Source organism: Aeromonas sp. ZOR0002 (assembly GCF_963866995.1).
GTDB classification, from domain to species: domain Bacteria; phylum Pseudomonadota; class Gammaproteobacteria; order Enterobacterales; family Aeromonadaceae; genus Aeromonas; species Aeromonas caviae.
Genome location: NZ_CAWMFQ010000099.1, coordinates 1 through 12,150, shown reverse-complemented (window position 1 = coordinate 12,150; position 12,150 = coordinate 1). Strand labels below are relative to the sequence as shown.

Here is a 12,150-nt window from a genome sequence, read left to right as displayed (position 1 = left end):
GGCCGAAGGTCTGGCGGTGGCCGCCGCCTCGGCCCTGTCCGGGGTCATCTCGCTGCTCTCCGGGGGAAGCCAGCTGCCGCAGGATCCCCTCGCCGCCCTCGACGCCCTCACCAGCACCGGCGCCCAACGCTTCAACCAGCGCTATCCGGAAGGGCTGCCGAGCCAGCATTGCGGCGAAGGGCCCATGCAGGCCGCCAACGGGGTCTACTACTTTTCCTGGAGCGGACGCGGCACCATGACCAACATCCTGGATCCGGTGGATCCGGCGCTGGCGCTGACCGGCAGCTTCTTCAAGGAGCCCAGTGACGGCCTGGTCGGGGTGTGCAGCAGCCACCTCGGCAAGGTGATCGGCACCCACTACCGCATGAACCATCTGGACGAGGTGAACCAGTCGTTCGGCATTCGCCACCTGTTCGAGACCGACCCGGTCAACCTCTATCGCCAGCACGCCAACCGCCTGCAGAGGCTGGGACTATGAACAGGGCATGGCTGATGGCTGCTCCGCTGGCGGCGGCCCTGCTGCTGGGGGGCTGGCAATATTGGCCCTCCGCTGACGCAACCGCCCCTTCGCCGCAACATGCCGGGCCCGCTTCCCCTCTGGTCAGGCAGGCCTCACCGCCGTCGGATAAGTCCTCGCTGCAGGCCCGCCATGAAGCCTTTCTCGCGGCTGAGGGCAGCCTGACGGTGCCGTCGGATCCGGGCCTGGCCAGCTTGCAAAAGCTGTTCGACGAGCGCGAGCAGTTGCGCAGGCAGCGCTTCACCCCGGCCGAGCAGGAGCAGCTGTTTGCCGAGGACAGGCTGATGGAGCAGTGGACCCTGCGCCGCAAGGCGCTGGCGGAGGCCAACGATGCCGATAAGCCGCTGCTGGCGAGCGAGCTGGAGCTCTGGCTGGCGGAGCAGCCCCAGTGGTTTCGGGAGGCGGAGGCCAACAGCCGCCTGCTGGGCGATCTGCAGGCTCTGGAACAACTCCCCGCAGCCGGGCGTGACGCCGCACTGCGCGAACAGTTGGGACCGGAGGCGGCAGATCGATTGCACCAGCTGGCAGAGAGCCAGCAGGGGTTCGAGCAGCAGCTGGCCGGCTATCTGGCCGAGATCAGGCCCCTGCCTGCCGAGGCCCGTGCCAGCCAGCAGCCGGAGATCCTGGCACGCTGGTTCGAGCCCGGTCAGTGGCGACGGGTGGAGGCCCTCACCCGGCTCACCCTGGGCGAGCAGTAACCGGCATGAAAAAGGGGCCCGCAAGTGGGCCCCCATTCTTTGACGCTGCCGCCCTTACTGCGGCTTGTTGGCACCCGGCAGCGGCTGCCAGGTGAGACGAGTCACCCGGTTGCCCTGCACCTCGCAGGTGAGGCAGAGATCCTGCCACCCCTTCTCCTGGCGCAGGGAGACCTCTCCCTTGATGCCCTCTGCACTCCTCTTGAGTTTGGCCGGCTCGAAGGTCACCTTGTCACCTCCGGCGAGCGCCATCAGCTTGCCATTGCAGAGCCACTGGGCGAGCTCGGCCCCCTTGAGCTTGACGCCCCCCTTGTCAGCCTTCTCCTCGGCGGTGCTCGGTGCAAACAACCCGCCCAGCTCGGCCGCCCGTCTGGTCAGCCAGGCTTCCCGCTGCTGCATGCTCATCTTGCTGACAAACTCCGCAGGCTGCCCCTTGTCGTCCAGCCATTGGGTCAGCTTGCCACTGTCATCGAAGGCGAACTGGGCGGCGGGCTCCTTCACCCCGAACAGCTTGCCGCCCTTGAAGTAGTAACGGCTCTCCCCTTCCTGTTTGCCCTGCTCGTTCAGGATGGGCACGGCGATGATGACAGGCGTGCCGTCGACCCAGGCCTTGATGTCAACGCCATCGTGGCTGAACAAGCGGGTATCGAGGGCGCTGTCGGCCCCCTTCTCCATCAGGGTGAACTGCTCGGCCAGGGAGGCGGCAAATGAAGGCAGGGAGCAGAGTCCCAGTCCCAAGCCGAGGCTCAGGGCGATCGCGGTTGTGCGCATAAGTGTCCTGTGGTGGGCCCGAAGGCCGGATTAACTCTCTACCAGCCAGACCCTCAGTCCCTCCCGGTGAGCCTCGCTCAAAGGGATGGACTGCCGGGTCCGGTAGTCAAAATGGATCAGGGTCGTCTCGGCGGTCACCGCCAGCTCGCCGCCCTGCCAGGCTTCCTGCCAGAGCGTGAAGGAGCTGGTACCGATACGCCGCACGCCGGTCTTGATCGACACCATCTGGCCATAGAACAGCTCCCGTTTGAATTGCACCGTGTAGCCCGCGATGATCAGATGCCAGTCATGCACATCCAGCTCGGGCGAGAAGAGGCGAAACAGGGGATCACGGGCCGATTCAAACCAGACCGCCGGCACCGTGTTGTTGATGTGGCCGAGGGCGTCCGTCTCTTGAAAACGGGGTTGGATCTGCATTTCCAGCATGGGTGTCGACTCCTTGTCGTAGGACCGCGCACAGGCTAGCGCGCCAACCCGTCCGACTCAAGCGTCCCTGCCTGGGGGTGAGAGCCACCACCGGTTTCCGGCTCCTGCGCCACCTGCTCGGGCTTTAACCAGGCGCTGCGAAAATCGAACCAGCCAAGGGCCGTCATGCGCACGCCGTGCACGCCGACCCGGCTCTCCAGCTCCAGCCAGTGGTGAAACAGCGGCACGAACCAGCTCTGGCGCTGCACCTCGGCCAGCAGGGCACGGGGGCCGGGCTCTTCACCATGGGCGCGCCACTGCGTCAATCCCTGCCACAGGGCCTGCTGGCCGCCCCACACCCGGCGCAGCAAGGGGGTGCCCTGAAGCCAGGCGTAAGGGGCGAAGGCGTGCTCATGCTCCAGGTTGAGGGTGCCGAACCAGAGATCCACATCTTCATCCTCCCCGCTCACCCAGCGCCCGTAGTCCAGGGTACGCACCTCGAGCTGGATCCCCTGCTCTGCCAGCAGGCTGCTCATGGCGCTGGCGCACTCGTTGAACTCCAGATGCTGGTTGAAGCAGGCCAGTACCAGCCGCGCTGGCAGTCTGACCGGGCCGGGCTCGGGAAGAGGCAGACTCTCGCGCCAGTGGGGCAGGAGGCCCAGAGCGCTGGTCCAGCCCCGCTGCAGCTCGGGTGCCACCCGGGCCATCAGGGCGATGGGGTTGAGCAGCCGGGTCAGCCACTGGCGCAGGGCCGGGTCCTGCAGGGGGACCGATCTGTCGTCCTGCAGCAGGAAGTAGCAGCCCGACTCGAGTTCGGACTCCCCGCGCATGGAACCAAGCTCCGGGGTGTCGCTGCCCAGCCTGACGTGGCTCTCCAGCCGTTCCGCCAGCTCCGGCAGCATCCAGATGTCGATCTCGTCGAGCAGGGCCCGCAGCCCGAAATAGTCGTCAAATGCTTCGAGGCACAGGTGCAGCGGGTCGTTGGCGCTCACCCGATAGGGGCCGGTGCCCACCGGCTGCAGGGCGAAATTCGCCTCCCCCTTGAGCTCCCGCGGCAGGATGGCCGCCACCGGCTCGGCCAGCAGGTGCGGCAGCAGAGGATCCGGGCTGTCGAGATGGATGTCCAGGGTGCGCGGCCAGCGGCTCTCCAGCCGTGCCAGATGGGCGAACAGCGGGCGATCCCGCAAGGCCAGCAGGCTCTCCGCCACGTCCTCCACCACCAGCTCGCGGCCGTGGTGAAAACGCACCGCCGGCCTCAGGTAGAAGCGCCAATGGCAGGGGCCCAGACACTCCCAGTGGTGGGCGAGATCCCCCTCGATTTCCCCATTTTCCTCATTTCGCCGGGTCAGGCCGTTGAAGATCTGGCGGCTCAGGTGAATTTCGGAGCGGCGCAGCGGGCCGGTGGGCAGCAGGCGCGGCAGCGGCCGGTAGTAGGGCACCCGCAGGATCTGGCGCCCCTCCCGGGTGGCCTGGCCGAGCTGCTCGATCAGCAGCGGAGTGAGCAGATCGAGGCGATCTTCGGCCAGCCGCACCGCCTGCGCCAGCTGGCCCTGACTCAGCAGATCCCGCAATCGGCGCCGGGTCAGGCTCTCCTGGTTGTCGAGCAGGGTGAGGCGGGAGCGCCGCCCCCGCCCTGCCTCCGCCGTCCAGCACAGCCAGCCCTGCCCTTCCATGCGGCGCAGCAGCAGGCGGGCATTGCGGGGGGTGCAGCAGAGCAGGTCCGCCACCTCGGCGAGGCTGATTTCCCGCTCGTCGCAGCCAAGCTGCTGGGCGAGCCGTTGAAATTGCTGATAAAGGCGGCTAGTAGGCATAAAAGAGGAAATCCATTGGCTGAAAGTCATCAGTTTTTACTTCCGCATTTTAGCTCAATACTGCTGGCGAACGTGAACACCACAGCACAGGAGCACCATCATGAGCCACGCCAACCCCCTCAAACCGAACCGGATCCAGCAAACCCTTCGTCGCTACTTCCTTAGGATCCTGCCCCGCCCTCTGACGCTGGTCGAAGATCCCATGGTGCAGCTCAACCGCCTGATGCAGTGGGATATGCACCAGATAGACGACAGGGAGTATCGCCGCCGTCTCTGAGGTTGCCGTCACCGACGCCATCCGGTCACCCCCATCCCCCGGCATTGCTTTGCCGGAATGGGTGGTTTACATCGGCGCCAGGACTGCTAGATTGGACGTCTATCCATCCATAATGGTGACATCCAACAAGGAGTGTGTGATGAAAGATGCGACCCTGGCCCTGCACCACGGCTTTTCCAGCGATCCCGCCACCAAGGCGGTGGCCGTGCCCATCTACCAGACGGTGGCCTACGAGTTCGAGAGCGCCCAGCACGGGGCGGACTTGTTCAATCTGGCGGTGCCGGGGAACATCTACACCCGCATCATGAACCCCACCAACGATGTGCTGGAACAGCGGATGGCCGCCCTTGAAGGGGGGATCGCCGCCCTGGTGGTCTCGGCGGGTTCCGCCGCCATCACCTACGCCATCCAGGCGCTGACCGCCGCCGGTGACAACATCGTCTCCACCCCCCAGCTCTATGGCGGCACCTACACCCTGTTCGCCCACATGCTGCCAAGTTTCGGGGTCGAGGTGCGCTTCGCCAAGGATGACAGCGCCGAGGCCATCGCCGCCCTCATCGATGACAAGACCAAGGCGGTCTATTGCGAGAGCATCGGCAACCCGGCGGGCAACATCGTCGACATCGCCGCCCTGGCCAAGGCCGCCCACGCCCGCGGCGTGCCGCTCATCGTCGACAACACGGTCGCCACTCCGGTCTTGTGCAAACCCATCGAACACGGCGCCGACATCGTGGTGCACAGCCTGACCAAATATGTCGGCGGCCACGGCAACTCCCTGGGGGGCGTCATCGTCGACTCGGGCAAGTTCCCCTGGGCGGATCATGCCGCGCGCTTCCCCCAGCTGACCCAACCCGAGCCTTCTTATCACGGGGTGGTCTACACCGAGGCATTCGGCCCGGCGGCCTTCATCGGCCGGGTGCGCACCGTGCCGCTGCGCAATACCGGTGCGGCGCTGGCGCCGATGAACGCCTTCCTGCTGCTGCAAGGGCTGGAAACCCTGAGCCTGCGCATGGAGCGCCACGTGGACAACGCTCTGCGGGTGGCCCACCACCTCAAGCACCACCCCAAGGTGGCCTGGGTCAGCTACGCCGGTCTGCCGGGTCACCCCCACTACCCGCTGGCGGAGAAGTACATGGCCGGTCGCCCCTCGGCCATCCTCTCCTTCGGCCTGAAGGACGGCTACGAGGCGGGCGTGCGCTTCTACGATGCCCTCAAGATCTTCAAGCGGCTGGTCAACATCGGCGATGCCAAGTCGCTGGCCTGCCACCCCGCCTCCACCACCCATCGCCAGTTGAGCGAGGAGGAGCAGGCCAAGGCCGGGGTGAAACCTGAGATGATCCGGCTGTCGGTGGGGATAGAAGCCATCGAGGACATACTGGCGGATCTGGATCAGGCGCTGGAGGCCTGAGTCAGTCAACGCAGGAGCGGGCATCCAGCCCGCTCTTTTTTAACCAGTGGTGAACCTGCCACCGCATCGCTGCGTATCACCACCTTCCGCCACTGCGTCGAGGTTTCCATGATAGTCCTGCACCACCTGAACAAATCCCGCTCCCAGCGCATCATCTGGCTGCTTGAAGAGCTGGGCCTGCCCTATGAGATCAAGGCGTATCAGCGCGATGCCACCACCTTTCTAGCACCGCCCGAGCTCAAGGCCATCCACCCCCTCGGCAAGTCGCCGGTCATCGAGTTCGACGGCCGGGTCCTGGCGGAATCCGGTGCCATCACAGAGTACCTGATCACCCGCCACGCCCCACAACGGCTGGCACCGGCCCCCGACAGCCCGGACTATGCCGAGTACCTGCAGTGGCTCCACTTCGCCGAGAGCTCAGGCATTCTGCCGCTGCTGCTCGACATGTTCGTGCGCAAGGATGGCAGCCCGATGCGCTTCCTGCCGGACTACGCCAAAGCCGAGTGCGCCAAGGTGCTGGGCTATCTCGATGAGGTGCTGGCAAGCCGCCGCTACCTGGTGGCCGATCGCCTCACCGGCGCCGACATCCTGAACTCCTTCCTGGTGGATCTGCTGGCCCAGAGCGGCCAGCTGGCCCAGTTCCCGCACCTTGAGGCCTACTGGCAGCGCCTCAACACCCATCCGACCCGCCAGAAGGCGGCAGCGCTGGAGCGCGAGCTGGACCGCAGCGCCGGATAAACGGCGGTGCTCCGGCGACACCATGCGAAACGCCCCGATGATCGGGGCGCTTTCTTTTCCGTTGGCCAGCCGGTGATCAGAGGGCGAGGGAAAGGATCCGCGCCACTATGGTTGCCAGGATGACTTACAGCGCGTGGGACAGGATCCTGGCTACCTTGTCGGGATCGATGTCCTGCTGCTCCCCGAGGGCGGTCAGGCCGAAGCGCTTGAGGTTGGAGCAGATGCCTGGGATGCAGCTCTCGCTCAGGCCGTAGTCGGCGAGGCGGGTGCCCACCCCCATCTGCTGAAAGAACTGCTCGGTGCGGATGATCGCCTCCTCGATGCGCAGTGCCTTGTCCTCGCGGCTGGAGTGCCACACCCGCTCGGCGAACTGGGCCAGCTTCTCCTGCTTCTGGGCCGCTTGCTCCCGCAGCAGGGAGGGCAGCACCACCGCCAGACTCTGGGCATGATCCAGCCCATGCAGGGCGGTGAGCTGGTGACCGATGGCGTGGGTGGACCAGTCCTGGGGCACGCCGCGACCGATGAGGCCGTTGAGGGCTAGGCTGGCCGCCCACATCAGGTTGGCACGCACCTGGTAGTTGGTGGGCTCCGCCAGCGCCCGCGGACCGTTGTCCACCAGCACCTGCAGCAGCCCTTCCGCCAGCCGGTCCTGCACCTCGCCCCCCACCGGGAAGGTGAGGTACTGCTCGAGGATGTGGACGAAGGCATCCACCACCCCGTTGCCCACCTGGCGCGGCGGAAGGCTGTAGGTGGTGGCGGGATCCAGCACCGCAAACACCGGTTGCACCAGCGGATTGTAGAAGGAGAGCTTGGCCTCCCCCCGGCTCACCACGGCGGCGGGGTTGCTCTCCGAACCGGTGGCCGGCAGGGTCAGCACACAGCCCAGCGGCAGCGCTGCCTTGATGGGGGCCTTGTCCCGCAGGATCTCCCAGGGATCGTCCCCCTCGAAGCAGGCCGCGGCGGCCACGAACTTGGTGCCATCCACCACGGAGCCGCCACCCACCGCCAGCAGGAAGTCGATGCGCTCGCGCTTGACCAGAGCCACCGCCTCCATCAGCTGATCGTACTGGGGGTTGGCGCCGATGCCGGGAAATTCCAGCCACTCCCGACCTGCCAGCGCCTGGGTCAACTGGTCATAGACCCCGTTCTGCTTGATGCTGCCGCCGCCGTAGAGCACCAGCAGACGGCTACCGACCGGTATCAGCTCGGGCAGAGTGGCTATCTGGCCTTCACCAAAGCAGATGCGGGTGGGATTGGCATATTGGAAGTTGTACACGGCAGAGCCCTCGGTTGATTGCATGCCGGGGAATTGTGCGCCTGCCGTGCCATCAGGTCAAAAACGGGAGCCTGTCGTCAAAAATACGATGCCAGCCTGCCGATGCCGGGCGCTCCTGCCCGGCTTTGCTATGGTGATAGCGGGAAGACGAGTTCGTCGCCCCCTCAAGCCCCTCCCGGGGTCCCTTTCCCACTCACTGGGTCTCTATCATGAAACTGAAGCACGCCTGGATTGCGGGTGCCCTCACCCTCTGTGCCCCTCCCCTGCTCTATGCCGCCGAGGTCACCACCCATGTGGCCGTGGCCCCCGGACAAGCCAGTCTGGCCGAAGAACTGACGGCCAGGGCAACCGTCACCGCCATCGACCTGGCCACCCGCAAGGTCAGCCTGAAAAATTCTGAAGGGCAGACCCTGGATCTGATCGCCGGGGAGGAGGTGACCAACCTTCCCCAGCTCAAGGTGGGAGATGTCGTGGCCTTGAGATATCTGCAACTGCTGGACCTGACCCTGCTCAAGGGCACCGCCGGGGTGAGAAAACGGGTGGTGGAAGTGGAAGGGGGCAAGGCGGCCGCCGGGGAGAAACCCGCAGCCGGCGCCGGCATGCAGGTAACCATCTATGCCGACGTCATCGACGTGGACAAGGCGCACCAGACCATCCGGGTCAAGGGGGTCGACCACACCCTGACCCTCAAGGTGCAGGATCCGGCCCAGTTCGCCCTCATCGCCAAGGGGGACCAGATCAAGGCCGTGCAGACCACCGCCATCGCCATCGGGATCCCCCCCCAGAGTCCCTGAGCCCTGACCACGGCCTGCCAGCCCCGTGGCAAGGGGGCAACCCCTTGCCTTTAACGCCAAAAGATTGCCGTTTGAATCACATCATGCCTGGGAGGCGGATTTGCCGGTGAGGCGATCCATGGCCTCCTTGAGCATGGCATCGCGCTGCGCGGCCAGGTCCTTGCTCTGCGTTTCGCGCTCCTCGGCAGAGAGCGTCTTGTCATCCGCTATCCCCTTGAGCTGACGCTCGAGATCGTCAAATTTTTTGCGATCAAAGCCCAGGGCCTTGTCCACCATCTGCTGCACCCGCGCATCCTTGACGCCACCGGTCAGGACTGTGTTCTTGCCGTTTCTGGCCAGATGCTCGTAGGTCAACGCCTGCTGCGCCTTGCCGGTCAGCACCTGACTGGAGAGGCTGACCTGCTGAGACCAGCCGCTCTGCTTGTCGTCGCTGTCGCTGAGGGTCGCCAGGGCACGGTTCTGGGACGCGCTCTGGGCGAGTTGATGACCATAGGGTTTGATATCCATGAAGGCTCCACGCTCACTGCCGGCCTCGCCGGCTCCGGGGATGGTTTCCCCGCCATGGGCCTAAGACAGCAAAATGCAGGCCAACTTGAGTACCCTCCTCTTTCGACGGTTCAGCACGGGGTCACAGCACGCCTCCTTCTGCACTCCATGACGAGTGCGACCAGACCCATCAAAAAAAGGCGCCCGAAGGCGCCTCTTGTGGACAGGAGTCGGCTCGTCATGACATCAGCGACGGCTGATGTGGAGCGGGCCGAAGGTCTGGGCCACCGGCATGATCTCGATGCTGTTGATGTTGACGTGGGCGGGCTGCTCGCTGATCCAGAGTACGGTATTGGCGATGTCTTCCGGCAGGATGGCCTGCACCCCCTGATAGACGGTGGCCGCCTTGGCGTCGTCGCCATGGAAGCGCACGTTGGAGAACTCGGTGCCACCACACAGGCCGGGCTCCACGTTGGTGACGCGGATGGCCGTGCCCGCCAGATCGGCGCGCAGGTTGAGGCTGAACTGCTTCACGAACGCCTTGGTCGCGCCGTAGACGTTGCCGCCCGGATAGGGGTAGGTCCCTGCGATGGAGCCGATATTGATGACGTGGCCGCGGTTGCGCGCCACCATGCCCGGCAGCAGCAACCGGGTGATCAGGGTCAGGCCGCTGATGTTGGTGGCGATCATCTGCTCCCAGTCTTCCAGATCCGCCTTGTGGGCAGGCTCCAGCCCCAGTGCCAGGCCAGCGTTGTTGACCAAAAGATCCACCTGTTGCCATTCGGTCGGCAGCCCCTCGATGGCGGCGCGGGTGGCAGCCTTGTCCTGGACGTCGAACACCAGCGGCAGGAACTGCTCGCCCAGCTCCTCGGCCAGGGCGGCCAGCCGTTCGGCGCGGCGCCCGGTGCCGATCACCCGGTGGCCAGCGCTCACCAGCAGGCGGCTGATGGCCTCACCAAAGCCGGACGAGGCGCCCGTTACCATTGCAATCATGTGAACCTCCATTGTTATTTGTCTTCTTGAAAAATCAGCACGTTATATGTCGCGTTTGCCCAGCTTTCGCCATGCGAACACCGCCAGATGCAGCAGGAAGAGACCCGAGCCCCCCAGCGCAAACAGCAGGCCGGTCAGGGCGTTGACCGAGGTATCGGCGCCGCACCACCACCAGACCAGCCAGCCGACGACCCCGATGAGAAAGGTCTGGGCGGCGCAGACCGGGCAGCGCCCGAGCTTGGCCCTGATGGCCGTGGCCAGGCAATCCTCGCAACTCATGATGGCTCCTGCCGCTCATCCCCCAGCGCCAGCACCAGGCGGTGGGCATGCTGGCCGGGCCCGTAATAATCGGGCAGCCGTACCCCGGGGCGAAACCCCAGCCCCTGATAGAGGGTCCTGGCTTCTGGGTTGGCGTCGGCGACCTCGAGGCGAATCGCCCCCCAGCCGGCCTCGCGCCCTTCCCGGATCACCTGCTCCAGCAGGCGGCGTGCCCACCCCTGACGGCGGACGGTCCAGCGGATGGCGAGGGTCTGGATGATGAGACGATCCCAGCCTTTGTGCTCCAGCACGCTCACATAGCCCATCACCTGCGCCTTCTCGTCTTGCAGCAGCAGGGTGCGCCCCTTGGCCTGATTGAGCAGATAGTGCCAGCGGCTGCGGCCGAAGGCGACCTCGGGGGGAAAACAGTAGCGTTCCAGCTTCACGATGGCACCCAAATCATCGGCTCGGGCGGCGCGCACGGTCAACACGGGGAGTCCTTGTTCGGTTATTTATCCTCAGCACCAGAAATGCGACTTGTATCACAAGTTACCAAGGCAGAATATTAGGCACTGTAACCTCTTGTTTCCCCTCGCGCCATTGTCGTGCTTGTCGGTGCATCGAAGCCCACTGGGGATCCTGCCGTTTCTGGCAGTCCTTTCTGTGGAGCCTGAAAATATGAGTACCTATGTCATCGTCGAGGAGCCGGGCGACTGGCCCTGCCATGCCGACTATCTGCTGACCGCCCGCACCTACCTGCAACACGGTCTGCCCACCACAGGGGGGCGTCCGCGCATCATCAACCTCTGCCGCAGCCTGGAACACCTGGGGGCCGGTTATTACTGCTCCCTGCTGGCCCAGGCCCGCGGCCACCACTGCCTGCCGGGATTGCAGGCCATCAGCAGACTGCAACCCCAGCAGCCTCCCGCCAAACTGTGGCGCAAATTGCAGGGCTGGCTGGCCCAGCAGAGCGAGGATCGGATCCGGGTGCGCGCCATCTTCGGCCAGTGCGAACAGAGCGAGCTGGCGGGGCTCGCCCGCTATTACTACGGCCTGAGCCAGTTGCCGCTGCAGGAGCTGACCCTCAAGCGCGGTCGCCACGGCTGGTCGGTGCGCCAGCAGGAGAGCCTGTCACCGCTGGCGCTGAGCCCGAGCGAGAAGGCGCTGATGGTGCAGCACGCCCAGGCGCTGGTGGGCACGGGGGACGAGGAGCAGACGGCACCACGCTACCAGCTCGCCATCCTGGTCGACCCCAACGACGGCCGCGCCAGCAGCGATGCCCTGGCGCTGGAGCGTTTCATCAAGGCGGCCGCTGCCCAGGGGATCCAGGCCGAGATCCTGCCTCCCTCGGCCATCGAGCGGTTGCCGGAGTTCGACACCCTCTGGCTGCGCGCCGAGACCGCGGTCGGCCACTACACCTTCGAATTTGCCCGCCGTGCCGAGCAGCTCAAGATGCCGGTCATCGACAGCTCCCGTGCCATCCTCGCCTGCAGCAACAAGCTCTATCTCTACGAGCTGATGGTGCGCAGCGGCGTGCCCATGCCCCCCACCACCGTCGTGACCCGCCGCGGCCGCCAGCATGTGGACGAACTGGTGCAGCGCCTCGGTCTGCCGCTGATGGTGAAGATCCCCGACGGCGCCCAGGGGCGCGACCTCGCCATGGCCAGCGATGACATCCAGCTCGCCCGCCTGTTGGACGAGGGGCTGGCCCGCTCCGCCCT

The 12,150-nt window shown here is 65.6% G+C and carries 14 protein-coding genes and 1 pseudogene; 7 read left to right on the top strand and 8 right to left on the bottom strand.

Features of this window, described 5'->3' with window-relative positions:
- Together AACR77_RS05880 and AACR77_RS05875 are read left to right on the top strand one after the other, a co-directional pair.
- A pseudogene (locus tag AACR77_RS05880) lies at positions 1 to 478 on the top strand (lipase); the annotation flags it as partial.
- Entirely contained in the window at positions 475 to 1,215 is a 741-nt protein-coding gene (locus AACR77_RS05875) for a lipase secretion chaperone (protein ID WP_042880296.1), read from the top strand. The pseudogene AACR77_RS05880 and the gene AACR77_RS05875, both read left to right, overlap by 4 nt.
- Positions 1,216 to 1,269: 54 nt before the next feature.
- Here the strand turns inward: AACR77_RS05875 and AACR77_RS05870 are convergent, their stop codons facing one another.
- Genes AACR77_RS05870 through sgrR form a run of 3 tightly spaced genes read right to left on the bottom strand, consistent with a single transcriptional unit; the run spans position 1,270 to position 4,199 of the window.
- Complete coding sequence (locus AACR77_RS05870) at positions 1,270 to 1,983, bottom strand: hypothetical protein (protein WP_010672732.1); 714 nt, start codon at positions 1,981 to 1,983, stop codon at positions 1,270 to 1,272.
- 30 nt (positions 1,984 to 2,013) lie between these two features.
- Positions 2,014 to 2,409, bottom strand: coding sequence for an acyl-CoA thioesterase (locus AACR77_RS05865; protein WP_010672731.1), 396 nt, complete (start codon positions 2,407 to 2,409; stop codon positions 2,014 to 2,016).
- Positions 2,410 to 2,444: 35 nt separating this feature from the next.
- On the bottom strand, positions 2,445 to 4,199 hold the full coding sequence (gene sgrR / locus AACR77_RS05860) for an HTH-type transcriptional regulator SgrR (protein WP_042880294.1): 1,755 nt from the start codon (positions 4,197 to 4,199) through the stop codon (positions 2,445 to 2,447).
- Positions 4,200 to 4,299: 100 nt separating this feature from the next.
- On the opposite strand from sgrR, the gene AACR77_RS05855 reads away from it, so the two are divergent.
- From AACR77_RS05855 to AACR77_RS05845, 3 genes are all read left to right on the top strand, one after another.
- Positions 4,300 to 4,476: a hypothetical protein gene (locus AACR77_RS05855; RefSeq protein WP_080988754.1), complete on the top strand. Its 177-nt coding sequence runs from the start codon at positions 4,300 to 4,302 to the stop codon at positions 4,474 to 4,476.
- Between the two features lie 139 nt (positions 4,477 to 4,615).
- Positions 4,616 to 5,884, top strand: a complete 1,269-nt coding sequence (locus AACR77_RS05850) for an O-acetylhomoserine aminocarboxypropyltransferase/cysteine synthase family protein (RefSeq protein ID WP_042880292.1) — start codon at positions 4,616 to 4,618, stop codon at positions 5,882 to 5,884.
- A gap of 108 nt (positions 5,885 to 5,992) precedes the next feature.
- Positions 5,993 to 6,622 (top strand): glutathione S-transferase family protein, encoded by a 630-nt coding sequence (locus AACR77_RS05845; RefSeq protein ID WP_042880291.1) that lies wholly within the window; start codon positions 5,993 to 5,995, stop codon positions 6,620 to 6,622.
- 124 nt (positions 6,623 to 6,746) lie between these two features.
- Here AACR77_RS05845 and AACR77_RS05840 read toward each other — a convergent pair whose 3' ends face one another.
- On the bottom strand, positions 6,747 to 7,922 hold the full coding sequence (locus tag AACR77_RS05840; protein ID WP_081999398.1) for an iron-containing alcohol dehydrogenase: 1,176 nt from the start codon (positions 7,920 to 7,922) through the stop codon (positions 6,747 to 6,749).
- A 185-nt stretch (positions 7,923 to 8,107) separates the two neighbouring features.
- Between AACR77_RS05840 and AACR77_RS05835 the strand changes: the two genes are divergently transcribed.
- The gene (locus AACR77_RS05835) at positions 8,108 to 8,692 is read left to right on the top strand and encodes a hypothetical protein (protein ID WP_042880289.1); all 585 of its coding nucleotides are present in this window, start codon (positions 8,108 to 8,110) and stop codon (positions 8,690 to 8,692) included.
- Between the two features lie 81 nt (positions 8,693 to 8,773).
- Here AACR77_RS05835 and AACR77_RS05830 read toward each other — a convergent pair whose 3' ends face one another.
- The 4 genes from AACR77_RS05830 to AACR77_RS05815 form a co-directional block, all read right to left on the bottom strand.
- On the bottom strand, positions 8,774 to 9,199 hold the full coding sequence (locus AACR77_RS05830) for a hypothetical protein (protein WP_029313593.1): 426 nt from the start codon (positions 9,197 to 9,199) through the stop codon (positions 8,774 to 8,776).
- A gap of 225 nt (positions 9,200 to 9,424) precedes the next feature.
- The gene (locus AACR77_RS05825; protein WP_042880286.1) at positions 9,425 to 10,171 is read right to left on the bottom strand and encodes an SDR family oxidoreductase; all 747 of its coding nucleotides are present in this window, start codon (positions 10,169 to 10,171) and stop codon (positions 9,425 to 9,427) included.
- 42 nt (positions 10,172 to 10,213) lie between these two features.
- Entirely contained in the window at positions 10,214 to 10,450 is a 237-nt protein-coding gene (locus AACR77_RS05820) for a DUF3624 domain-containing protein (protein ID WP_041212265.1), read from the bottom strand.
- On the bottom strand, positions 10,447 to 10,920 hold the full coding sequence (locus tag AACR77_RS05815) for a GNAT family N-acetyltransferase (protein ID WP_042880284.1): 474 nt from the start codon (positions 10,918 to 10,920) through the stop codon (positions 10,447 to 10,449). The genes AACR77_RS05820 and AACR77_RS05815 overlap by 4 nt, the downstream gene beginning before the upstream one ends.
- A gap of 187 nt (positions 10,921 to 11,107) precedes the next feature.
- On the opposite strand from AACR77_RS05815, the gene AACR77_RS05810 reads away from it, so the two are divergent.
- Positions 11,108 to 12,150, top strand: a 1,043-nt coding sequence (locus AACR77_RS05810; RefSeq protein ID WP_042880282.1) for a RimK family protein, incomplete at its 3' end; no start/stop codon positions are given.